A 24,159-nucleotide genomic window follows, 5' to 3' on the forward strand; every position below is an offset into this window, starting at 1 on the left:
GCGACGGGGCGGGTCAGCCGCCGAGGATCGTCGTGAGGAACTCGCCCGTCCACGCCAGGAGTTCCCGGCCGACCAGCGGCTTGCCGCCGATGGGCCGGGTCGCCGGGCGGGGCACCAGGATCTGGTGCGTGGCCGGCTTCATGACCGTCCGCGGGTAGAGCCGCTTGAGCCTCAGCTCCTGCGACTCGCGCAGTTCCACCGGACCGAAGCGGACGTTGGAGCCCTGGAGGGTGATGTCGGTGACCCCGCAGGCGCGGGCGAGCATCCGCAGTCCCGCGACCAGCAGCAGGTTCTCCACCGGCTCGGGGAGCTTGCCGTAGCGGTCGGTCAGCTCCTCGCGGACGGCCTTGATGTCCTCCTCGCTGTTGGCGGAGGCGATGGCGCGGTAGGCCTGGAGGCGCAGCCGCTCGCCCGGCGCGTAGTCGTGCGGGACGTGGGCGTCCACCGGGAGTTCGATCTTGACCTCGAGCGGCGGGGGCTCCTCCGCTCCCCCGGCCTCCAGCGAGGCCCGGTAGTCGGCCACGGCCTCGCCGACCATGCGGATGTAGAGGTCGAAGCCGACGCCGGCGATGTGTCCGGACTGCTCGCCGCCCAGGAGGTTGCCCGCCCCACGGATCTCCAGGTCCTTCATCGCCACATACATGCCCGCGCCCATCTCCGTGTGCTGGGCGATGGTGGCCAGGCGCTCGTGCGCGGTCTCGGTGAGCGGTTTCTCCGGCGGGTAGAGGAAGTAGGCGTAGCCGCGCTCGCGACTGCGGCCCACCCGGCCGCGCAGCTGGTGCAGCTGCGACAGACCGAAGTTGTCACCGCGCTCGACGATGAGGGTGTTGGCGTTGGAGATGTCGATGCCCGACTCCACGATCGTCGTCGAGACCAGCACGTCGAACTTCTTCTCCCAGAAGTCGACCACGACCTGTTCCAGGGCCGACTCCGACATCTGGCCGTGTGCCGTGGCGATCCGGGCCTCGGGCACGATCTCCCGCAGCCGGGCCGCCGCCCGGTCGATCGACTCGACGCGGTTGTGGATGTAGAAGACCTGGCCCTCGCGGAGCAGTTCGCGCCGGATCGCGGCACCGATCTGTTTCTGGTCGTACGGGCCGACGAAGGTCAGCACCGGGTGGCGCTCCTCCGGCGGGGTGGTGATCGTCGACATCTCGCGGATGCCCGTGACCGCCATCTCCAGCGTCCGGGGAATCGGGGTGGCCGACATGGTGAGCACATCCACGTTGGCCCGCAGCTTCTTCAGCTGCTCCTTGTGCTCGACGCCGAAGCGCTGCTCCTCGTCGACGATGACCAGGCCCAGGTCCTTGAACTTGGTCTCCGAGGAGAAGAGGCGGTGGGTGCCGATGACGATGTCGACCGAGCCCTCGCGCAGCCCCTCCAGCACGGCCTTGGCCTCGGTGTCGGTCTGGAAGCGGGAGAGCGCCTTGACCACGACGGGGAACTGCGCGTACCGCTCGGAGAAAGTGCCGAAGTGCTGCTGCACCAGCAGCGTGGTGGGCACCAGCACGGCGACCTGCTTGCCGTCCTGCACCGCCTTGAAGGCCGCGCGGACCGCGATCTCCGTCTTGCCGTAGCCGACATCGCCGCAGACCAGACGGTCCATGGGGACGGACTTCTCCATGTCCTCCTTGACCTCGGCGATGGTGGTGAGCTGGTCGGGCGTCTCCGCGTAGGGGAACGCGTCCTCCAGCTCCCGCTGCCAGGGCGTGTCCGGACCGAAGGAGTGGCCCGGGGCGGCCATCCGCGCCGAGTAGAGCTTGATCAGGTCGGCGGCGATCTCCTTGACGGCCTTCTTGGCGCGCGCCTTGGTCTTCGTCCAGTCCGCGCCGCCGAGCCGGTGCAGCGTGGGGGCCTCGCCGCCCACGTACTTGGTGACCTGCTCCAGCTGGTCGGTGGGGATGTAGAGGCGGTCGCCGGGCTGGCCGCGCTTGGCAGGCGCGTATTCGACGAGCAGGTATTCGCGGGTGGCGCCCTGGACGGTGCGCTGGACCATCTCGATGTAGCGGCCCACGCCGTGCTGTTCGTGCACGATGTAGTCGCCGGCCTGGAGGGTCAGCGGGTCGATGGACTTGCGGCGGCGGGCCGGCATCCGGCCCATGTCCTTGCTCGCGGACTTCTGTCCGGAGAGGTCCGTCTCCGTCAGGACGGCGATCTTCAGCCCCGGGTGGACGAAGCCGTTGTCCAGGCTCGCGCAGGAGACGTGCACCAGGGACGGGGAGAAGGCGTCCAGACCGGCGTCGAGCCGGGCGGCGATCCCCTCGCCGCCGAGCACCTCGACGGTGCGGGCGGCCGGCCCGTGCCCCTCGGTGAGGAACAGCGTCCGCCAGCCGTCGGCCAGCCATCCCTTGGTGTCGGCGAGGGCGCGGGCGGTGTCGCCGCGGTAGCTCTCGGGGGCGTGCATGCCGAGCATCAGGGTGTCCGAGTCGCCCTCCTCGTCCGCGGCACTGAGTCCGATGTCGCCAGAGGCGAACGGCGTGACGGACCACCACATCATGCCCAGCTCACGGGCCCGGTCGCGGACGTCGGCGATGCTCCACAGCGAGGCGGCGTCCACGTCGATGGGCGCCTCGCCGCCGCCGGCGGTGGCCGCCCACGACGCCTGGAGGAACTCCTGCGAGGTGGCCACCAGGTCGGCCGCGCGGGTGCGCACCCGCTCCGGGTCGCAGACCACGGCCATGCTGCCGACGGGCAGGACGTCGAGCAGCAGCTCCATGTCGTCCACCAGGACGGGCGCCAGGGACTCCATGCCCTCGACGGCGATGCCCTCGGCGATCTTCCCCAGCAGCTCGCCGAGCTCCGGGTGGTCCTCGGCGAGGGCCGCCGCGCGCTCCCGCACCGCGTCGGTCAGCAGCAGCTCACGGCAGGGCGGGGCCCACAGACCGTGCTCGGCGACCTCCAGGGAGCGCTGGTCGGCGACCTTGAAGTAGCGGATCTCCTCGACGTCGTCGCCCCAGAACTCCACCCGCAGCGGGTGCTCCTCGGTGGGCGGGAAGACGTCGAGGATGCCGCCGCGCACGGCGAACTCACCGCGCTTCTCGACCAGCTCGACCCGGGCGTACGCGGCGGCGGCCAGCGCCTCGGTGACGTCGCCGAGGTCGGCGCTCTGCCCGCTGCGCAGACTGACCGGTTCCAGGTCGCCGAGCCCCTTGACCTGCGGCTGCAGGACGGAGCGGATGGGTGCGACGACCACGCTGACCGGTCCGGCCGCCGGGTCGTCCTGGCTGGGGTGGGCCAGCCGGCGCAGCACGGCGAGGCGGCGGCCGACCGTGTCCGAGCGCGGGGAGAGCCGCTCGTGGGGCAGGGTCTCCCAGGACGGGTACTCCACGACCCCGTCCGGCGGCAGCAGATCGCGCAGGGCCGCGGCCAGGTCCTCGGCCTCGCGGCCGGTGGCGGTGACGGCGAGCACGGGCCGGCCGGTGCGTCCGGCGAGGGCCGCGACGGCGAAGGGACGGGCGGCGGGCGGGCCGACGAGGTCGATGTGCGGCCGGTTGCCGTCGGCCGCGGCCTTCACCGCTTCGGCGAGCGCCGGATCGTTGACGACGGCGTCGAGCAGACCGTGCAGGCTCATGGAGGGCTTCCCGTCCAGGGTTGGGCGCAAGTGGACAACGCGAAGGGCCCGACACGTGGGGTTTCTGTGTACGGGTCGGGTGTCCCCCAGCGTACGACGGTCCGGGGACGGGTGCAGGGGCGTTGGGGAGGGAGGGGCAGCCCCCGGACGGGCTGTGCGCGAAGGCCCGGACGCACACCCCCGTGGCGCGTCCGGGCCCCCGTTTCCCTCCCCTGCCGGATCAGTCCGTCGCGATCGCGTTCAGGACGTTCATCCGGCCCGCCCGGAAGGCCGGGACCAGGGCGGCGAGCAGGCCCACCAGGGCGGAGCCGAGGAAGACCGTGCCGATCGTGGGCCAGGGGATGTCCAGCACCCCGAGGCCCTGCAGGGCCAGGAGCTTCTGGGCGGTCGCGCCCCAGGCCATGCCGAGGCCCAGGCCCAGCAGGGCGCCGAAGAGGGCGATCACCACCGACTCCAGGCGGATCATGCGGCGCAGCTGGCGCCGGGAGAGGCCGATGGCGCGCATCAGCCCGATCTCCCGGGTGCGCTCGACGACCGAGAGGGCCAGGGTGTTCACGACGCCCAGGACCGCCACGACGATCGCCAGGGCCAGCAGGCCGTAGATCATGTTGAGCAGCTGCCCGACCTGGTCCTTGATCAGCTTCTTGTAGTCGGCCTGGTCGCGGACCTTGAGCTGCGGGTAGTCCTTGAGCGCCGCCTTGAGCGCGGCGGCGGCCTCGTCGGCCTGCCCGTCCTTGGCCTTGGCCAGCATCATCAGCGGCGGCGGCATCCTGTCGGCCGGGAGGTACTGCCGGGCGGTGGCGATGTTCGTGTACATCGCTCCCTTGTCGATGCTGGTGTCGTCCGAGGTGATCGCACCGACCTTCAGCTCGGCCGTCCGGCCGTCCACCATGGCGACCTTCAGCCGGTCGCCGACCTTGACGCCGTGGTCCTTGGCGTAACCCTCGGGCACGGACATGGCGTCCTTGCCGTAGGCGGCGGTGAGCTCGCCCGCGACCGTCCCGGCGCGCACGTCGTCGGCGTAGGTCGGGGAGGCGGCGGTGAGCCGCTGGTCGCCCGTCTTCCCGTCGGGCGTGGTGATCCTGGCCTGGACGACGGCGTACTCGGTGACGTGCTCGACGTGGCCCGCGGACTTCACGGCCCTGATCATCGCCGGGGTGAGCGGCCCGTTGTTGCCGTCGACGATGAAGTCCGCGCCGACGGACCGGTCGAGCTGCTCGGTGGCCGAGGCGATCATCGAGGAGCCGACCACCGACAGGGCGGCGACCAGGGCGAGGCCGATCATCAGGGCCGAGGCCGTGGCGCCCGTACGCCGGGGGTTGCGCAGCGCGTTGCGCTCGGCGAGGCGGCCGACCGGGCCGAAGACCCGCAGCACGACCGCGCTGATGACGCGGACGACGAGCCCGGCGAGCAGCGGGCCGACCACGACGAAGCCGACCAGGGTGAGCAGGACGCCCAGGGCCAGCAGGCCGGAGCCGCCGGCCGCGTCGTCCGCGTTGCCCGCGGCCACCAGGGCGGCCGCGCCGGCGCCGGTGAGGACCAGGCCGATGGCCGTCCGGATCTTGCCGGCCTTGGCGTCGGCGGGGTTGCCCGCGTCGCGCAGGGCCGCCATCGGGGAGATCTTCCCGGCCCGGCGGGCGGGCAGATAGGCGGCGAGGACGGTGACCACCACGCCGACCGCGAGGCCGACGAGCGGGGTGGCGGGCTTGACGGTCAGTTCGCCGAGGTCGAGCTTCATGCCCAGCGACCCCATGAGCTCCATGAGTCCCACGGCCAGCGCGATGCCGCCGCCGATGCCCAGGACCGAGCCGACGACGCCGAGCAGCAGCGCCTCGGTCAGGACGGACCGGTTGACCTGACGGCGGCTCGAACCGATGGCCCGCATCAGACCGATCTCCCGGGTGCGCTGGGCGACCAGCATGGAGAAGGTGTTGACGATCAGGAAGATGCCGACCAGGACGGCGATGCCGGCGAAGCCGAGCAGGGCGTACTTCAGGACGTCGAGGACGGACCCGAAGTCCTTCTCGTTCTCCTTCTTGGTCTCGGCGGCGGTGCGGACGGTGTAGTCGGTGCCGATGGCCGAGGTGACGTTCTTCTTGAGCTGGTCGTGCGTGATGCCGGAGGCGGCGGTCAGCCCGAAGCCGGTGCAGGCGCCCGTGGTGCCGAGCAGCTTCGCCTGCGCGGTCGGGGTGTCGAGGTAGACGACGGCCGCGCCCGGGTTGGTCGTCCGGTACGTGGCGATGCCGACGACCCGTACGGAGAAGTCGCCCGGGGCGGTGGTCACCCGGAGGGTGTCGCCCATCTTCACGTGGTGCTTGTCGGCGGTGTCCTTGTCGAGGACGGCCTCGCCGGCGCCGTGCGGCTCGTGACCGCTGGTGATCTCGACGGACTTCTTCTGGCCCTCGTGCCAGTTGACGCCCACGGTGGGCGCGCCGGAGGAGGGGCTCAGGCTCTCGTTGTCCGCGTCGGTGAGGGTGAGCCGCTGGCTGCTGACGAGGGGCTGGACCTTGGCGGCGCCCCGCACCTTCGCCAGCCGGCCGGCCAGCGACGCGGGGAGCGTCTGCGGCCTGCCGGTGTCCTGGGCATGGTCGTTCTTCTGCGGGACGACGGCGACGTCGGAGGCGGTGGCGCCGAAGAGCTTGTCGAAGGTAGCGGTCATGGTGTCGGTGAACACCAGGGTTCCGCAGACGAACGCCACCGAGAGCAGGACGGCGACGGCGGACAGCGCCATGCGGCCCTTGTGCGCGAGGAAGTTGCGCAGGGAGGTCTTGAGGACGGTCACGACACCCGTCCACGGGCGTCGAAGTGCTTCATCCGCTCGAGCACCATGTCGGCGGTCGGCTGGTGCATCTCGTCCACGATCCGGCCGTCGGCCAGGTAGAGGACGCGGTCGGCGTACGAGGCGGCGACGGCGTCGTGGGTGACCATCACGATGGTCTGGCCGAGCTCGTCCACCGAGCGGCGCAGGAAGCCGAGGACCTCGGCGCCGGCCCGGGAGTCCAGATTGCCGGTCGGCTCGTCACCGAAGATGATCTCCGGCCGGGCGGCGAGGGCGCGGGCCACGGCGACGCGCTGCTGCTGGCCGCCGGAGAGCTGGTTGGGGCGGTGCTTCAGCCGCCCGGCCAGACCGACGGTCTCCACGACCTGGTCCAGCCACTGCCGGTCGGGCTTGCGGCCGGCGATGTCCATGGGGAGCGTGATGTTCTCCAGGGCGTTGAGCGTCGGCAGCAGGTTGAACGCCTGGAAGATAAAGCCGATCCGGTCGCGGCGGAGCTGGGTGAGCTTCTTGTCCTTGAGCCCGGATATCTCGGTCTCGTCGATCCAGATCTGACCCGAGGTCACGGTGTCGAGACCGGCCAGGCAGTGCATGAGGGTCGACTTGCCGGAGCCCGAGGGGCCCATGATCGCCGTGAAGCGGCCGCGGGCGATGTCCACGTCCACATGGTCCAGGGCGGTGACGCGGGTCTCGCCCGAGCCGTACGCCTTGACCACCTGGCGGGCCCTCGCCGCGACGGCGGTCCGTCCCCCGCTGCCCCCGGTCCTGGGAATCGATACGGCCGTCGTCACGTGAGGTCTCCTGAAGGTGATGCGATGCGCTGAACTGCGCCTTCCAGCCTGCTCGCCGGGCGGGCCCGGCGCGATGGGGCCCAGTGGTGTCCTCGGGGTGGGGCCAGCCCCACCCCCGTCCTCCGGCTGCCCTCAACGAGCCTAGGAAGCGGTGGCCCCCGTCCCCTCCTGCTGGGGGACGAACCGCGGCACCGGGAACGTACGGGCCGCCCCCTAGGGGAAAAGGAGGCACCGTTCGTCTTCGTGTCAGGGTCAGCGACCGCTGTCCATGGTGCCGTTGATGCGCCCGAAAACAGCGGGAAAGAAGGGAAATGGCCGAACCGTGCTCCCCTGCGGGGGAACGCCTGGCGAAGAAACCGTGAAGCCCGTCCCGGGGCAAGACAATTGGGGCTTGAGGGAATTAGTGTTCGGGGTTATGGCCGAGGGGGGCGTCCAGAAGACCTCCTGCGCACGGCCGCCGGTCTCCCGAGGAAGCAGCCCAGTGAAGATACTTCGTACGCGCGCTGCCAGCGTCTCCCGACAGGGACTGTGCACGGCTCTGCTCGTCGCCAGCCTGACGGCCGCGGTCGGCGCCGCCGGCCCCCCGCACCCCACGGCGAGCTCCGAGGATCCCGCGCCGGGGCCCGGCAACCCGCAGAGCCTGCCCCACGGCTCCCCCAACCTGGCCCTGCCCGACCTCGTCCCGCCGCCCGGCACCGGCAAGCCCGGCCCCGGCGGTCCCGGGAGCAAGGAGGAGGTCAAGGGCATCCCCGCCACCGCCCTGGCCGCCTACAAGAACGCGGAGAGATACGCGAAGGACCGGTGGCCGGACTGCCACGTTCCCTGGGAACTCATCGCCGCCATCGGCAAGGTGGAGTCCGAGCACGGCGCCATGGGCGGCGGCCTGCGCCCCGACGGCTCCACCGAGAAGCCCATCATCGGGCCCCGGCTGACGGGCGAGAAGTTCGCGCTCGTCCGGGACACGGACGGCGGCCGGTGGGACGGCGACACCCAGTACGACCACGCCGTCGGACCCATGCAGTTCATCCCGTCCACCTGGGCCGCCTACAGCGCGGACGGCCGCAACGCCGGCCAGAACGACCCCAACAACATCTTCGACGCGGCGGCCGGCACGGCGCGCTATCTGTGCGCGGGCGGCCTGGACCTGAGCAAGCAGGCCGATCTGGAGAAGGCGGTCCTGCGCTACAACGCCTCGCGCGACTATCTCAACAGCGTGGTCGCGTGGATGCGCGCGTACCAGAACGGCGAGGGCGGGGCGATCCCCGATACGTCGGGTCCGTCGAGCGGCTCGTCGCCGTACCCGGGGACGACGCCCCGGCCGACGCGGCCGGTGCCGACGGGACCGGGGACGACGTCGCCCTCGACGCCGACGCCGCAGCGGCCGAGCACCCCGACGAAGCCGAAGGACCCGGACAAGTCCCGGGACCGGGACCGGGGCAGGCCCGGGGACAAGGACAAGCCGACGCCCAAGCCGACGCCGTCTGCGCCGCGGGCCGCGCGGCTCGACCGGGCCGGCGCCGGGGAGCTGACCGCGACGGCCGGCGGAACCTTCAAACCGAGCCCGAGCGTGCGGGCCTTCACCGCCGACGGCAAAGCCGTCCCCAAGGGCACCCGCATCCGCTTCGAGATCAGTGGTAAGACCGAGGCCCACTTCCCGGACGGCACCCGCACAGCCTCCGTTGTCACCGGCCAGGGCGGCCTCGCCACGGCGAAGAAGATCAGCGCGGGCGACAAGCCGGGTGACTTCTCCATCCGCGCCTCCGTCGAAGGACTCGACCTGAAGCCCGTCTACTTCGATGCGACTGTCGAGGCGCCGCATGCCGCGGGCTTCGAGCGGGTGGGCGCCGACACGATGGAGGTCACCGCAGGCAAGTCCGCCCCGCGCAGGGCCATCGCCAAGGCGTCCGACGCCAAGGGCAGCCCTGTGGCCGGGGTAAAGGTCACCATCACGGTGAAGAAGGACGGGCACCCGGTCGAGACCGGCCCGTACTTCAAGGACGACAAGGGCAAGCCGGTCCGCACGGCGACGTTCACGACCGGCCAGGACGGACTGGTCTTCCTGGAGGGACTGGTCGCCGGTGACCAGGCGGACACCTTCAGTCTGGAGCTGACCACCGAGGGCGAAAAGCCCGCCGCCCCCTTCCTCTTCAAGGTCGCCGTGAAGGCGGCCGAGAAAGCAGACGACAAGGGCAGGCCCACCGCCCCCGGCAAGACCGACGACAAGAAGACCAAGCCCACGCCCAAGCCCACCCGCTGACACCGGAACGCCGTCCCGTCCGCCCCGCCGCGGGCGGGACGGCCCGTACGCGGCGGGGCGTCAGTCGCCCAGCGCCGGATCCTCCGCCACCGGCTTGCCCGTCAACGCGGCCAGGCTGTGCCGCACATGGGCCATGTGCGATCGCAACTCCTCGCGGCGCTCCTCGTGTTCGCGCAGCACCCGCTCGGTCTCCCGGACGATCCGCTCCTCGCGCACCCGCGCCTGGGCGATCAGCGAGGCCGCCTGCGCCTCGGCGTCCTCCTGGCCGTGCCGCGCCGCCTCCTCGGCGTCCGCGTACCGGCGCTGGGCCTCGCTCAGCGTGGAGCGGGCGTACTCCTCCATCGCCGCCACCCGGGCGTCCAGCGCGGCCTCGCGCTCGGCGGCCTCGCGGCCGGCCACATCCCAGCGCTCGGCCTGCTCCTTCTCCTGGTCGGCGAGCATCGCCGCGGTCCGCTCGCGCATCTCCTGAAGCATCTGCACCGAGTCCGCGCGCCGCTGTTTGGCCTCCTGACGGGCCGTCGCCCGCAGGTCGTCCGCCACCGACTGGGCCGCCAACTGCGCCTGCCGGGCCCACTCCTCCGCCTCGGCGCGGACCTCCACCTGGTACTCGTGCGCCGCGTCGCGCACCTTGCGGGCGTGGCCACCCGCCGCGTCGTGCATCTCGGCGGCCTCGGCCTCGGCCCGTTCGCGCAGGCCGAGCGCCTCCGCCTCCGCCGTCGTCACCAGCCCCTGGGCGCGCGCGCCCAGCGTCTCGTACGTCTGCGGGGGCAACTGCGTCACCACCTGCGCCAGGCGCTGGACCTCGTCCTCCATCTCGCGCTGGAGGACCGTCAGCCGCGCGGCACGCTCCCACGCCGAGTCGCGCTGCCGCGCGAACTCGGCGAGGGCCCGGTCCACCTGGTCAGGCCGGTAGCCGCGGCCTCGTACGACAGTGAAACCGTCAGGAGACACCGATGCACTCATGCTTGTAGCCCCTTATTCCGGAAACCCGGTATGCGACGCGGTCAGGCGCACATCATTCCCGCACGGGGGAAGTGCCCGAAACGCGACACTCCGCCCGTCTCTTCTGTCAAGGATGCGCCAACCGGCAGCGCGGGGCGCTAGAAGAGACCGTCCCACATCTGCTCCAGCAGCACCGCCCACCAGTTCTCGGGCGAGGCCAGGGCCGCCGGGTCGAGCGCCGCGAGCTGGTCCTGGAAATCCACGGTCCAGCGCCCGGCCTGCTCCGGAGTCAGACCGTAGCGCCAGCGCCACATGCGGCCGAGCAACGCCAAAGAGCGTACAAACTGAGGAAGGCTCGTGTTGACGAACTGCGGTGCCACGGACCGTCCGTCCGGGCCCGCCTCCAGCGGTACGGCCACGATGTGCGCCGTACCGTACTGCACGCACAGCTGGCGGCCGAAGTCGCTGCCCATCACCAGATACGAACCGGCGTCCGGCGCCGGCTGCACCCCGCGCTCCAGGGCCAGCTCCGCCAGCGTCGGCACCGGGCGGCCCGGCTGGGCCTGCGCCCAGAAGAACGGGCCGAAGTCGCCGGGCAGTCCCGCCCACACCAGGGTCTGCGCCACCACGTCCGGCACGCCCTGGCGCGAGACCGCGCGCTGGTCGAAGCGGAAGACGCCCTGCGGACCGAAGGACTCCTGCAGCTCCCGGCCGATGGCGTCCGGGGCGACCGGCGGGGCCGGCTGCACCTGGTGCGGCTGGGGCGGCGGCACCCGGTTCGGCGCCGGCCGGGCCGGGCCGCCCGCGACCTGGTGCAACTCGCCCTGGTGCTCCACCAGGTGCCGCACGCCCTGCTGGCGGGTGGCGTGGTCGCGGCCGTACGGGGCGGTGTGGCTGACGCGCACCTGCGGCCAGGTCTCGCGCACCATCCGGGCGCAGTAACCGCCCGGCACGTCGCACGACTCCAGCTCCGTGTGCAGCTCCAGCACCTGCTGCGGCGGCACGTTGAGCGAGCGCAGCTCGTGCAGGATCTGCCACTCCGGGTGCGGGGTGCCCAGCGCGCTGCGGCGGATGATCTGCTGCTCCGAACCGTCCTGGGCGCGGTAGCGCAGGACGGCCATGTAGCCGGGGCCCACGGTCGGCACGCCGGCCGGGGGCTGCGGGTAGCCGTAGCCCCCGGGCGCCTGCGGGGTGCCCGGGCCCGGCGGGGTGCCGGGGCCCGGCGGGGTGCCGGGGCCCGGCGGGGTGCCGGGGCCCGCGAGCATCGTGGCCGCCGCGTGCACACCGGCGCCCGGGGTGCCGGGCGTGGCGGGGGCGCCCGGACCGGCGGACGGCGCACCGGGTGCGGCGGGGGGGTGCGGGGCGGGTGCGCCGGGGCCGCCGACGGCGCCCGGAACACCCGGCGCGCCGGGGGCGGCGGGCGGTTGCACACCGGGGCGGCCGGGGATGCCGGGGGGCGCGGGCGCGGCAGACGCGCCGGGGGCGTCCGGGTTCGCGAGCATGGTCGCGGCGTGGTGGACCCCGCCGCCGGGGGTGCCCGGCGCGGCGGGAGGAGCGGCCGGGGGCTGTGCGGGGGCCGCGGGCACTCCGGCGGGGGGCGTGCCGGGTGCGGGGGGCGTGCCAGGCGCGGCGGGCGGGCCCTGGACGGGGGGACGGCCCAGCGCGTCCGGCGTCGCCAGAACCGTCGCCGCGTACCCGGGCGATGCCTGCTCCGGTCCCGAAGTGCCGCCGGGAACAGGGGCGTTGGGGGCGCCCGGCCCCGCCGGGGGCGCCGCCGGGGCGGCCGGCGGCACGGCGTGCTCCGGATCCTCGACGGCCGGCGCTATCGCCGTTCGCGGCAGTGAACTGCCGCCGGGCATCAGCTCCGTACGCGCTTCGGCCGAGGCGCGGGGCGCGGGCGCGTCGTCGGCGTCGGAGCCGGAGAGCGCGGGCGCGAGGACGGTCGCGGGCAGGCCGACGGAGGCGTCCTCGCCACCGTCGGCGTCGGAGAGGTCCGCACCGGGCCAGGCGGGTGCGCCGTCCGTCTGCGCGGGCACACCGGGCATACCAGGCATATCGGATGCGCCGGACGCGCCGGGCAGGCCCGAACCCCCCGAAGAGGCCGAGGAGTCGACGGATGCCCCGGACGTCGCGGACGCCGCCGGGAAGCCCGGCGGGGGCGGGGGCGGCGGAGCGGCACCTTCCGGTGCGCCGGAGGGCGTCCCGCCCTCCTCCTTCTTCCGGTCCGGTATCCCCATCGCGTCCGCCGCCTCCTGGAGCCACTGCGGCGGGCTCAGCAGGAAGGACGTCGCCTCCAGGTCCAGTCGTCGGGGCGGGGTCCCCGCCGCCGGTGCCGGTTCTTCCACCGCTCCGTACTCCTCCTCGTACCGCCGGATCACCTCGCCCACCGGCAGCCCCGGCCACAGCGTGGTCTCCCCGCTGTCCCGGGCGATCACCAGCCGGGTGCGCGCGCCGTCCGCCGCGACACCGTCGCGGTCCTCGGCCCAGGCCACGAAGCCCAGGTCGAACTCCCGCACCTGCACCTCGCGGTGCAGATACGCCGGCACGTCTCCGTTGACCCAGCGCTCCGCGCGCTCCTGAGCCTGCGCGAACGTCACCACCGCGCTCACCCCTCCACCGGGACGGCGTACGCGAATCCGCCGTCGACCATCAGGTTCGCCACCGTCTCCAGCTCGGGCGGACCGCCCGCGAGCCGGGTCAGGAAGGCGTCGAAGTCCTCGCCGCAGGGCAGCATCAGCCGCTCCACCCGCTCCTGCACCGTCCAGCCGTCCCGGTCCCGGAAGTCGTCGTAGGGGCAGAACCACACCGAACCGAGCGCCTCGCCCCGGACCTTGACCGCGAGGACGCCGCCCTGGGCGAAGGCCACGCCCAGGTAGTCCTTGGTGAAGTGGTCGCGCAGGCACTTGTTGACATACACGAGGTCGTTGACGGCCGGCTCCTCGCGCACCGTGAAGAACGGCTGGTCCAGCAGCAGCCCCAGCTCGGCGTCGAGCGCCGCCCCGACGGGCGCGCACCCGCCCGCCGCCTTGAGGAAGGCCCGGTAGGCGCCGGGCAGCCGGTAGCCGAGGTCCTCCTCGACGCCGCGCACCTGCTCCTCCGTCACCGCCAGGTCCCGCTGCGGCAGCGCGAAGTGCACCGGCCGGGTCTCCTGGAGCGGCCGGGTGCCGCGCTTGCCCTGGTCCACGGCGGCCGTGGCCAGCCCGCCGTGGTGCCGCAGCAGCGCCTTGACCTCGGCGGGGACCAGCTCCAGCCGGCGGGTGTGCGGCACGTGGTGCCAGGTCCAGCCGTGCGGGGTGGCCACCGGGGGCAGGCTGGCCCACAGCTCGTGGCCCTCCGCGTGCAGCGCGGCGTTGGCCGAGACGTAGTCCGTCAGCCGCAGCTCGTCCACCCCGAAGCCCTCCGGCGGCTCCGCGATCTCGGCGGCCGCCCGGGCATAGGGCGAGAAGTCCGGATAACCGTCCTCGTCCACCCGCACGCCCTTGGGGTGACGGCCGCGCCGCACCGGGTCCGGGAAGTGCACGACCTGCCCGGCGTAGGCCGCATTCGGTGGCGCGGCCTGCTGCGCGGCCCGACCTGTCGTCATTGGCGGATGCCCCCTGCTGGCTGACTTGCTGCGGTGTCTCCCGGCGTTCCCTGGCCCCCGGCGGGACGGGGAGCGGGCCCCTCGGACCCCCTCCGGGCCACCTGGGGCCCTCGGCCGGGAACGGCCTCATGACGGACAGCCTAAGCGCTGCCGCAAGACGGACTCCCCGCCCTCCGGAAAGCCCGGCGGCGCAGGAGGGGAGAGCCCCGGCGCACGGCCGCGGGACGAAATCCCCCGCCTTCCGGCAAACTCCGGCACACCCACCGATTCACCCTCGTGCCACGACTGGGGCACCTCTCACCTATCCCGGCACACCATGCACACGCAACACCGCCCTGCCTTCCGCTCCCACCACCGCGTTTGGCAGGCTGATCCCCGCAACAGGGGGATTGCAGGGAGGGAAGAAGAACCACCATGCACACGACGCAGGACCACCAACCCCTGACCGGGGGCGCCGTCGGCGACGCCCCCGGCGACCCCCGGCTCACCTGGAGCGCGGCCGAGGACACCGAACGTCCGCCGGCCCTGCTCCACCGCCGCGACGGCATCCTGCCCGCCGTCGCCGCCGCGCTCTCCGTCCGCGGCACCACGCTGACCTGCACCGCCGCCAAGGCGGAGCAGCCGCCCGCCCTGCACCCCCTGGTCCAGGACTTCCTGGACACCCTCGCCGGCGACAAGCGCGAGCGCTTCACCGGCCGCTGCCCCGAGGCCGTCCTCCTCACCCGCTTCCTCACCCAGCACGAGGCGGGCCGCAGCAAACGCGCCTCCCGCAAAGCGCTGACCCACGGCGAGGCCCGGCGCGCCCTCAAGCAGTCGAAGATCACCGCCCGGCACATCCGCGAGGACGGCGACCCGCGCCACGGCGCCTACGCCGCCCCCTGCCGCTCCTGCACCGCGCTCCTCGCCCACTTCGGCGTCCGCGCGATCGACCCCACTCCCACGGAACGAGGCAGGCCCTGACCTCCATGCGCGCATTCGACCGCACCGCCGCCACCCGCTTCCCCGTCGCCGTCGACGCGGCCCTGCGCGAGGCCGGCTGGCAGCCGGGCCGGTGGGACATCAAGGCCGCCGAGAAGTGGGCCGACGCGCTGCGCGCGCATGTGTCGCCCGCCGGTCACCGGCACACCGTCTTCCCCGCGGCCGTCGAGGCCTGGGCCGAGTTCGGCGGTCTGCGCATCGCCGCCTCCGGGCCCGGCAAGCACATCGCGACCACGCCGTTCCACATCGACCCGCTGCACGGACTGCACCTCGCCCGCACCGTCGCCGATCTCGGCCGGGCCCTCGGTACCGAGGTCTGCCCGCTGGGGCAGGAGCTGGACGGCCAGGCGCTGCTGACCATCGACGCCCACGGCCGGGTCTACAGCCTCGACCACACCGGCGACTGGTACCTCGGCTCCGACATCGACCACGCCATAGGGACCCTGGTCACCGGCGCCCGCCCGGCCCGGCTCTCGGCCGAGGGCGCCCCCCGGCGGACCGGCGCCTGACGGCGGCCGGCCGCCGGGGAGGACGCCCGGCTACGCCGCGTCGGCGCGCCCCTGCGCCACGTCGGGTATCACCGCGGACACCCGGAAACCGCCCCGGTCCGTCGGCCCGGACACGAACACGCCGCCGAGCGCGGTCACCCGCTCCCGCATCCCGACCAGCCCGTTGCCCCCGCTGGGCAGGCCCGCGTCCGTACCGCCCGCGGGCGGTCCGTTCTCCACCTGGAGCGCCACCTCGCGCTCCCGGTGCGCCAGCCGCACCCGGGCGTCGGCACCGGGGGCGTGCTTGTGGACGTTGGTGAGCGCCTCCTGCACGACGCGGTACGCCGTGCGCTCCACCCGCGGCGCGTACGACCGGCGCTCCCCCTCGACCAGCAGCTCCACCGCCATCCCGGCCTCCCGGGACTGGCCCACCAGGGCCGCCAGCTCCGCCAGGCACGGCCCGTCGGCCGCCTCCGCCGCCCGCGCGCCGGCCGTCCTGCGCACCCGGGCCGACGCCTCGGCCGCCACCGCGGCCAGCCGCTCCGGCTCCTGTGCCGCCGCCGGGGCCGCCGGGGCGCCGTCCGGGGTCGTGCGCAGGACGCCGAGCATCTCCCGCAGCTCGGTCAGCGCCTGCCGGCCCATGTCCCCGACGAGCGCCGCGTTCCGCGAGGCCTTCTCCGGGTCCTTGAGGGCCACCGCCTGGAGGGCGGCGGCGTGCACCACCATCAGCGACACCCGGTGCGCCACCACGTCGTGCATCTCGCGCGCGATACGGGTGCGCTCCTCGCTGCGGGCCCACTCGGCGCGCTCCTCGGCGCGCTCGGCCAGCAGCGACAGCTCCCGCTCCAGCCCGTCGGCCCGCTCCCGCAGGCTCTCGACCAGCCGTCGTCTCGCCCCCACGTACAGGCCCAGCAGCAGCGGCGGGGCGGTCAGCCCGAGCGCCATCACGGACGAGAAGAGCAGCACCAGCCCCAGGCCCGGCCGGTAGTCGGCCTGGGCCATGTCCTGGTGGAACCTGGCCGCGGAGACGATCAGCGTCCCGGCCAGCGAGGCGACCGCGAGCACGACGATGATCCGCCGCGGGACCTCCGAGGCGGCCAGGGTGTACAGGCCGACGATCCCCAGCAGGAACCCCATCTCGGCCGGGGTCACCGCGATCGACACCAGGACGACGGCGACCGGCCACCGCCGCCGCACCAGCAGCAGGCCGCCGACCGGCAGCCCCGTCAGACCCCCAGGACCCCCGGCAGCCCGACCTCGTGGGCAAAGGCGATCCCTTCCAGCACGCATTCGAACGCCGACACCACGGCCAGCACGACATCCAGCACCAGGCTTCGTCGCCTGGCCCACCACCACGGCCCCGCGGGCGCTCCCCGAGCGCCCGCGTCCGTGATTGCCCCCGTTGTGGTCATACCGACCAGACTACGGGTGGGTGCCAACGGTTTTCGAAAAACTGACAGTGGCACGCAATCGGCAGCCGCAGAAGGGAAGTTCGCGCTACCCGGGCCAACACCGTCGCATCGGGGCCATGCCGTACGGCATAGTGTTGTCTGCGCGCGTTGCCGATCAAGCGAATCGGGCGCGGCGGGCGAACCATCCCGGGTCGTCTAATGGCAGGACAAATGATTTTGGTTCATTGAATGAGGGTTCGATTCCTTCCCCGGGAGCTGTGCACCGCGTCACGCATCGGGTCCTGACCGTCCAGGTCAGGACCCTTCGGCGTTCCGGGCCCCGTACGCACCGGTATCCTGCGGGTGTCACCCCCTCGAACCCTCGAAGCCGAAGGGCCCACCCGTGAGCGCCAACCGCCCGGCAGCCGTCGTCGTTCTCGCAGCGGGTGAGGGCACCCGCATGAAGTCGGCCACTCCCAAGGTCCTGCACTCGATCTGCGGCCGGTCCCTCGTCGGGCACGTCGTCGCCGCCGCACGCGAACTGGCGCCCGAGCAGCTCGTCGTGATCGTCGGGCACGCCCGCGAGCAGGTCGCCGCACACCTGACCGAGATCGACCCGGCCGTCCGCACGGCCGTCCAGCACGAGCAGAACGGCACCGGCCACGCCGTGCGCATGGGCCTGGAGGAGCTGGCCCGCGAGGGCGTCCGCCCCGAAGGCACCGTGATCGTCGTCTGCGGCGACACCCCGCTGCTCACCGGCGCGACGCTGGCCCGCCTCGCGGACGTCCACGCCGCCGACGGCAACGCGGTGACCGTGCTCTCCGCCGAGGTGCCCGACTCCACCGGCTACGGGCGGATCGTGCGCGACCCCGCCACCGGCGCGGTGACCGAGATCGTCGAGCACAAGGACGCGACCGAGGCCCAGCGGGCGATCCACGAGATCAACTCCGGGGTGTTCGCCTTCGACGGCGAGCTGCTGGCGGACGCGCTGGGCAAGGTCCGCACGGACAACAGCCAGGGCGAGGAGTACCTGACGGACGTCCTCGGCATCCTGCGCGAGGCCGGCCACCGGGTCGGCGCGGCGGTCGCCCCCGACCACCGGGAGATCCTGGGCATCAACAACCGCGTCCAGCTCGCCGAGGCCCGCCGGCTGCTCAACGAGCGGCTGCTGCACGAGGCGATGATGAGCGGTGTGACCGTGGTGGACCCGGCGACGACCTGGGTGGACGTCACGGTGACCTTCGAGCCGGACGCGCTGGTGCACCCCGGCACCCAGCTGCTGGGCGCCACCCACATCGCCACCGGCGCCGAGGTCGGCCCGAACTGCCGCCTGACGGACACCGCCGTGGGCGCGGGCGCCCGGGTGGACAACACCGTCGCGGACTCCGCGCTGATCGGCGAGCGGGCCGCCGTCGGCCCCTTCGCCTATCTGCGGCCGGGGACGAAGCTCGGTGCCAAGTCGAAGGCCGGCGCCTACGTCGAGATGAAGAACGCCGAGGTCGGCGAGGGCACCAAGGTGCCTCACCTGTCCTATGTGGGCGACGCCACCATCGGCGAGTACACCAACATCGGCGCCGCGAGCGTCTTCGTGAACTACGACGGTGTGAACAAGCACCACACCACGATCGGCTCGCACTGCCGCACCGGATCGGACAACATGTTTGTGGCTCCGGTCACGATCGGGGACGGCGCGTACACCGCCGCCGGCTCGGTCATCACCAAGGATGTGCCCCCGGGTTCGCTGGCCGTCGCACGAGGACAGCAGCGGAATATCGAGGGCTGGGTGGCTCGAAAGCGCCCCGGAAGCGCGGCCGCGCAGGCCGCTTCCTCCGCTCTCCAGGAGCACGACGGGGAGCAGTGACCGTCACACGGTCCCGCCGATCGGGGCGTACCGTGATAAGCGCACACAAAGCGACATCCAAGGAGACTGTGCTGTGACCGGGATCAAGACGACCGGCGAGAAGAAGCTGATGCTCTTCTCCGGCCGCGCCCACCCCGAGCTTGCCGAGGAGGTCGCGCACCAGCTGGGCGTCGGCCTGGTCCCGACCAAGGCGTTCGACTTCGCGAACGGTGAGATCTACGTCCGCTTCCAGGAGTCCGCGCGCGGCGCCGACTGCTTCCTGATGCAGAGCCACACGGCTCCCATCAACAAGTGGGTCATGGAGCAGCTCATCATGGTCGACGCTCTGAAGCGGGCCTCGGCCCGGAGCATCACCGTGATCGTGCCGTTCTACGGCTACGCCCGTCAGGACAAGAAGCACCGCGGCCGCGAGCCGATCTCGGCCCGCCTGATCGCCGACCTGTTCAAGACGGCCGGTGCCGACCGCATCCTGACGGTCGACCTGCACACCGACCAGATCCAGGGCTTCTTCGACGGCCCGGTGGACCACCTGTTCGCGCTGCCGCTCCTGGCGGACTACGTGGGCGCCAAGGTGGACCGCGACAAGCTCACCGTCGTCTCCCCGGACGCCGGCCGCGTGCGCGTCGCCGACCGCTGGTGCGACCGTCTGGGCGCCCCGCTCGCCATCGTCCACAAGCGCCGTGACAAGGATGTCGCCAACCAGGTCACCGTGCACGAGGTCGTCGGCGACGTGAAGGATCGTGTCTGCGTACTGGTGGACGACATGATCGACACCGGTGGCACCATCTGCGCCGCCGCGGACGCCCTGTTCGCGCACGGTGCCGCGGACGTCATCGTCACCGCCACGCACGGCGTGCTCTCCGGCCCGGCCGCGGACCGGCTGAAGAACTCCAAGGTCAGCGAGTTCGTCTTCACCAACACGCTGCCGACGCCGAACGAGCTGGAGCTCGACAAGATCACGGTGCTGTCGATCGCTCCGACGATCGCCCGCGCGGTGCGCGAGGTGTTCGAGGACGGCTCGGTCACCAGCCTCTTCGACGAGCAGGCGTGACGATCGCGTAGATCGATTTAGAGTGCGGCCTCCCCGCCGGGTAGACTCCTCGAGTTGCTCGGCGAGGGAGGCCGTATCCATGTGATGCGGCGGTCCGTTATCGACGCGCTCTTCGTAGCAGGCCGTTCGTGGCCGGGTGACCCTGTCCACCGACACGACCTCCGAGGAGTGCACCATGGCCGAGATCAAGCTCGCCGCCGCCGTCCGCACCGAGTTCGGCAAGGGCTCCGCCCGCCGCATCCGCCGCGCCCACCAGGTTCCGGCCGTCGTCTACGGCCACGGCTCCGAGCCGGTCCACGTGTCCCTCCCGGGCCACGACCTGATGATGGCGCTCAAGACCCCGAACGTCCTCCTCTCCCTGGACATCGAGGGCCGCGACGAGCTCGTCATCCCCAAGCAGGTCCAGCGTGACCCGCTGAAGGGCTTCCTGGAGCACGTCGACCTGCTCGTCGTCAAGCGCGGCGAGAAGGTCACCGTCGAGGTTCCGGTCCAGACCGAGGGCGACCTGGCCGCGGGCGGCAACCTGCTCGAGCACACCCTGACCGCCCTGCCGGTCCAGGCCGAGGCCACCCACATCCCCGAGGCCGTCACCGTCTCCATCGCGGGCCTGGAGGCCGGTGCCTCCGTCCTCGCCAAGGACGTCGTCCTGCCGGCCGGTGTCGAGCTGGCCGTGGACGCCGACACGGTCGTCCTGCACGTCGTCGCCGGCCAGACCGCCGCCGCGGACGAGGCCGCCGAGGGCGCCGAGGCCTGAGCCTCGTTTTTTCTTCCGGCCGCCGTCCCGCTCCTTCGCCGGAGCGGGGCGGCGGTTGGCGTATGAAGGAGACATGCGGATGACGGACGACACGAGCGCGAGCCCCTGGCTGATCGTGGGCCTGGGCAACCCCGGCCCGGAGTACGCGGGCAACCGCCACAACGTGGGCTTCATGGTCGCGGACCTGCTCGCGGAGCGGATCGGGGCGAAGTTCAAGGCGCACAAGGCGGGGCGGGCGCAGGTCGTCGAGGGACGCCTGGGCGCGCCGGGCCCGTCGAGCCGGCGGGTGGTGATCGCCAAGCCGATGTCGTTCATGAACCTGTCGGGCGGTCCGACGACGGCGCTGCGCGACTTCTACAAGGTGCCGGTGGAGCGGATCGTGGCCGTCCACGACGAGCTGGACATCGACTACGGGCAGCTGCGGCTGAAGCTGGGCGGCGGCGACAACGGCCACAACGGGCTGAAGTCGATCACGAAGGCGCTGGGGGCGGACTACTGCCGGGTGCGGTTCGGGATCGGGCGGCCGCCGGGGCGGATGCAGGTGGCGGACTTCGTGCTGAAGGACTTCTCGTCGGCCGAGCGCAAGGAGCTTGCGTACGAGGTGGATCGGGCGGCGGATGCGGTCGAGTGTCTGATCGTGGACGGTCTTGAGCGGGCGCAGGGCACGTACAACTCGTAGGGCCCGGAGGGGGTTTTGCCCCTGACCCGCCCTTTCACCTCCCCCAGAGGGGGTGCCCCCATTCCGGGGAGACCCCGGACCCCATTCGCCCTTCGGGCGAAGTCCTCAAACGCCGGACGGGCTGTTCAGCCCGTCCGGCGTTTGAGGACGAACGCGGCGAAGCCGCGTTGCCCCGGGCCTCAGCCCGTGTTGCGCAGGCCCGCCGCCACACCGTTCACCGTGAGAAGCAGAGCCCGCCCCAGCAGCGGATCCGGCGCCTCGCCCCGCTCCGCCGCCTCCCGCTGCCGGTGCAGCAGCGTCACCTGCAGATACGAGATCGGGTCGAGGTAGGCGTCGCGGATGTGGAAGGTCTGGCGCAACACCGGGCTCGCGTCGAGCAGTTCGCGCTCCCCGGTAATCTGCAGGACCTCCTGCACGGTCAGCTCGTGCTCGGCCCGGATCGCCTCGAAGACGTGCTTGAGGTCGTCGGGGACGAGCGTGTCGACGTAGTGCTGGGCGATGCGCAGGTCCGTCTTCGCCAGCGTCATCTCCACGTTGGAGAGGAAGTTGCCGAAGAAGTGCCACTGCGCATGCATCTCCTCCAGGACCGTGTCCAGCCCCGCCTCGCGCGCGGCCCTCAGCCCGGAGCCGACGCCGAACCAGCCGGGGACGATCTGCCGGGACTGGGTCCAGCCGAACACCCAGGGGATGGCCCGGAGTCCGTCGAGGCCCGCGCCCGAGTCGGGGCGGCGTGACGGGCGGGAGCCCAGGTGCAGCTCGGCGAGCTGGTCCACGGGCGTGGAGGCGAAGAAGTACGCGGGCAGGTCCGGGTCCTCCACCAGCCGCCGGTACGCGGCGTGCGCGGCGTCGGAGACGGTGTCCATGGCCGCGTCCCAGCGGGCGAGCGCCTCGTCGGACTGGCGCGGGGAGGTGTGCAGGGCGGACGCCTGGAGCGTGGCGGCCACGGTCAGCTCCAGGTTCTCCCGGGCGAGCGCCGGGATGAGGTACTTGTCGGAGATGACCTCGCCCTGCTCGGTCACCTTGATCTCGCCGTCCAGCGTGCCCCACGGCTGGGCGAGGATCGCGTCGTGGGTGGGGCCGCCGCCCCGGCCGACCGTGCCGCCGCGGCCGTGGAAGAGGCGCAGCCGCACCCCGTAGCGGTGCGCGACGTCGCGCAGCCGGCGCTGGGCACGGTGGATCTCCCACTGCGAGGTGGTGATGCCGCCGAACTTGGAGGAGTCCGAGTAGCCGAGCATGACCTCCTGGACGTCCCCGCGCAGCGCGACCAGGCGCCGGTAGGAGGGGTCGGCGAGCATCGCGTCGAGGATGACGTCGGCCGCGCGCAGCTCGTCGGTGGTCTCCAGCAGCGGGACGATGCCGATCTTCGCCCAGCCCGCGTGCAGGTCGAGCAGCCCGGCCTCGCGGGCGAGGACGGCGGCGGCGAAGACGTCGTCGGCGCCCTGGCACATGGAGATGATGTAGGACTCGATCACCTCGGGGCCGAAGCGCTCCAGCGCCTCCCGGATGGTGCCGAAGACCCCGAGGGTCCTGGCGCCGGCCGCGTCCAGCGGCGCGGGGCTGGGGGCCAGCGGACGGCGGGAGCGCAGCTCCTTCGCGAGGAGCTTGCCGCGGTACTCGCGCGGCATGTCGGCGTACCGCCAGGACTCCTCGCCGAGCCGGTCGAAGAGCTGGCCGAGCGCGTGGTGGTGGGCGTCGGCGTGCTCGCGGACGTCCATGGTGGCCAGGTGGAGGCCGAACGCGGCGAGGGTGCGCAGGGCGCGCTCCACGCGGCCGTCGGCGATGAGCCCGCCGCGGTGGGAGCGCAGCGAGTCCTGGATCAGCTGGAGGTCGGCGAGCAGGTCGGCGGTGCCGAGGTAGTCGCGGCCCTCCACGTGCGGGGTGTCGCGGGCCAGCCGCTCACGGGTGTTGAGGAGCTTCTGGCGGACGCAGGTGGCCTTGAGCCGGTAGGGCTCCTCGGCGTTGAGCCGCTTGTAGCGCGGGCTGATCTCGGGGAGCAGCTCGAGGTCGCGCTGGAGCGAGGTGAGCAGCTCCTCGCCGGCGCCGCTGTTGCGGATGGAGTTGGAGAGGGCCACGCGCAGCTCGTCGACCAGCTCGACGGCGTCGGTGATGCCGTGCTCGTGCTGGAGGATCAGGACGTCCCAGGTGACCTGGGGGGTCACATTGGGGTTGCCGTCGCGGTCGCCGCCGATCCAGCTGCCGAAGGTCAGCGGGCGGGTGGTGACGGGCAGCGGGACGCCGACCCGGTCGAGCTCGGCCGCGAGGTCCTCCAGGACGTCGCCGACGGCGCCGGTGTGCAGCTCGTCCAGGTAGTAGATGGCGTTGCGCGCCTCGTCGGTGGGCTCGGGGCGGGCCACGCGCAGTTCGTCGGTCTGCCAGAGCAGGTCGATGTTCTCGGCGAGGCGCAGGTCGAGGCGGCGCTTGTCGCCCTCGCCGGTGGCCGGCCGGTCCAGCAGCTCGGCGATGCGCAGGAGCTTGTTGAGGACGCTGCGACGGGCGGCCTCGGTGGGGTGGGCGGTGAAAACCGGCCGGACGCCCAGGTGCTCGACGGTCTGCCGCAGGTGCTCGGGATCGGCGTCCTTCAGCTTGTCCGCGGTGCGGGCCAGGATCGAGCCCTCGGCGTCCCGCTTGGCGCCCAGCTCCCGGGCGCGGTGCACCTGTTCGGTGACGTTGGCCAGATGGAAGTAGGTGGAGAAGGCGCGCACCAGCTTGGCGGCGGTCTGCGGGTCGGTGGAGCCGAGCAGCCGGGCGGCGGCCTCGCCGTCGGTGCGGGTCAGGGCGCGGACCTGTTCGACGAGGGCGAGGAGCTCGTCGCCCTCCTGGCGGACCAGGGTCTCGCCGAGGAGGTCCCCGAGGCGGCGGATGTCGGCACGCAGGGCGGCGCTGCGCCGTGCTTCGGTGCTGGTGGGGTCGGCACTGCTCACAGGTGCGGCTCCTTGCGGTGATTCCGAGCACGTCTGGAGGGGTGGCGGACCGCGCTGTCCGACGCCCCAAGCATAGGTCGCCGCCCGACGCGCGGTGGCCGAGAGCCCTCTTGCCC

14 protein-coding genes, 1 tRNA gene and 1 pseudogene are annotated in these 24,159 nt (G+C 72.8%); 8 read left to right on the forward strand and 8 right to left on the reverse strand.

The window, feature by feature from the left end:
• Positions 1-13: 13 nt before the first annotated feature.
• The 3 genes from mfd to AB8735_RS16430 form a co-directional block, all read right to left on the reverse strand.
• The gene (gene mfd / locus AB8735_RS16420) at positions 14-3,571 is read right to left on the reverse strand and encodes a transcription-repair coupling factor (protein ID WP_372408119.1); all 3,558 of its coding nucleotides are present in this window, start codon (positions 3,569-3,571) and stop codon (positions 14-16) included.
• A 220-nt stretch (positions 3,572-3,791) separates the two neighbouring features.
• Complete coding sequence (locus AB8735_RS16425) at positions 3,792-6,353, reverse strand: ABC transporter permease (protein WP_372408122.1); 2,562 nt, start codon at positions 6,351-6,353, stop codon at positions 3,792-3,794.
• Positions 6,350-7,138, reverse strand: a complete 789-nt coding sequence (locus AB8735_RS16430; protein ID WP_344023621.1) for an ABC transporter ATP-binding protein — start codon at positions 7,136-7,138, stop codon at positions 6,350-6,352. The genes AB8735_RS16425 and AB8735_RS16430 overlap by 4 nt, the downstream gene beginning before the upstream one ends.
• Before the next feature lie 481 nt (positions 7,139-7,619).
• Here AB8735_RS16430 and AB8735_RS16435 point away from each other — a divergent pair, with 481 nt between their 5' ends.
• Positions 7,620-9,395: a lytic murein transglycosylase gene (locus AB8735_RS16435; protein ID WP_372408124.1), complete on the forward strand. Its 1,776-nt coding sequence runs from the start codon at positions 7,620-7,622 to the stop codon at positions 9,393-9,395.
• 60 nt (positions 9,396-9,455) lie between these two features.
• Here the strand turns inward: AB8735_RS16435 and AB8735_RS16440 are convergent, their stop codons facing one another.
• The 3 genes from AB8735_RS16440 to AB8735_RS16450 all read right to left on the reverse strand — a co-directional run bounded on the left by AB8735_RS16440 (position 9,456) and on the right by AB8735_RS16450 (position 13,920).
• Complete coding sequence (locus AB8735_RS16440) at positions 9,456-10,358, reverse strand: cellulose-binding protein (RefSeq protein ID WP_344023617.1); 903 nt, start codon at positions 10,356-10,358, stop codon at positions 9,456-9,458.
• Between the two features lie 137 nt (positions 10,359-10,495).
• On the reverse strand, positions 10,496-12,937 hold the full coding sequence (locus AB8735_RS16445) for an SUKH-4 family immunity protein (protein ID WP_372411858.1): 2,442 nt from the start codon (positions 12,935-12,937) through the stop codon (positions 10,496-10,498).
• 5 nt (positions 12,938-12,942) lie between these two features.
• On the reverse strand, positions 12,943-13,920 hold the full coding sequence (locus AB8735_RS16450; protein ID WP_344024861.1) for an SMI1/KNR4 family protein: 978 nt from the start codon (positions 13,918-13,920) through the stop codon (positions 12,943-12,945).
• A 414-nt stretch (positions 13,921-14,334) separates the two neighbouring features.
• On the opposite strand from AB8735_RS16450, the gene AB8735_RS16455 reads away from it, so the two are divergent.
• Both AB8735_RS16455 and AB8735_RS16460 read left to right on the forward strand, forming a co-directional pair.
• Positions 14,335-14,880, forward strand: coding sequence for a YwqJ-related putative deaminase (locus tag AB8735_RS16455; RefSeq protein ID WP_344024863.1), 546 nt, complete (start codon positions 14,335-14,337; stop codon positions 14,878-14,880).
• Positions 14,881-14,885: 5 nt separating this feature from the next.
• Positions 14,886-15,407 carry an SUKH-3 domain-containing protein gene (locus AB8735_RS16460; RefSeq protein WP_344024865.1) on the forward strand — a complete coding sequence of 174 codons (522 nt, stop codon included), beginning with the start codon at positions 14,886-14,888 and terminating at the stop codon, positions 15,405-15,407.
• A 30-nt stretch (positions 15,408-15,437) separates the two neighbouring features.
• Here AB8735_RS16460 and AB8735_RS16465 read toward each other — a convergent pair.
• Positions 15,438-16,798: pseudogene (locus tag AB8735_RS16465) on the reverse strand (sensor histidine kinase).
• Between the two features lie 184 nt (positions 16,799-16,982).
• On the opposite strand from AB8735_RS16465, the gene AB8735_RS16470 reads away from it, so the two are divergent.
• From AB8735_RS16470 to pth, 5 genes are all read left to right on the forward strand, one after another.
• Positions 16,983-17,053, forward strand: a tRNA-Gln gene (locus tag AB8735_RS16470).
• A 127-nt stretch (positions 17,054-17,180) separates the two neighbouring features.
• Entirely contained in the window at positions 17,181-18,638 is a 1,458-nt protein-coding gene (gene glmU, locus AB8735_RS16475) for a bifunctional UDP-N-acetylglucosamine diphosphorylase/glucosamine-1-phosphate N-acetyltransferase GlmU (protein ID WP_372408127.1), read from the forward strand.
• 73 nt (positions 18,639-18,711) lie between these two features.
• Positions 18,712-19,689: a ribose-phosphate diphosphokinase gene (locus AB8735_RS16480; RefSeq protein ID WP_344024871.1), complete on the forward strand. Its 978-nt coding sequence runs from the start codon at positions 18,712-18,714 to the stop codon at positions 19,687-19,689.
• A 175-nt stretch (positions 19,690-19,864) separates the two neighbouring features.
• A complete protein-coding gene (locus AB8735_RS16485; RefSeq protein WP_344024873.1) occupies positions 19,865-20,443 on the forward strand; it encodes a 50S ribosomal protein L25/general stress protein Ctc in 579 nt (192 codons plus the stop codon).
• Between the two features lie 79 nt (positions 20,444-20,522).
• Positions 20,523-21,122 carry an aminoacyl-tRNA hydrolase gene (gene pth, locus AB8735_RS16490; protein ID WP_344024875.1) on the forward strand — a complete coding sequence of 200 codons (600 nt, stop codon included), beginning with the start codon at positions 20,523-20,525 and terminating at the stop codon, positions 21,120-21,122.
• Positions 21,123-21,301: 179 nt separating this feature from the next.
• Here pth and ppc read toward each other — a convergent pair whose 3' ends face one another.
• Positions 21,302-24,043, reverse strand: coding sequence for a phosphoenolpyruvate carboxylase (gene ppc / locus AB8735_RS16495; protein WP_372408133.1), 2,742 nt, complete (start codon positions 24,041-24,043; stop codon positions 21,302-21,304).
• Positions 24,044-24,159: the final 116 nt, after the last annotated feature.

Source organism: Streptomyces luteireticuli (genome assembly GCF_041519305.1).
In the GTDB taxonomy this organism is placed as follows: Bacteria; Actinomycetota; Actinomycetes; order Streptomycetales; family Streptomycetaceae; genus Streptomyces; species Streptomyces luteireticuli.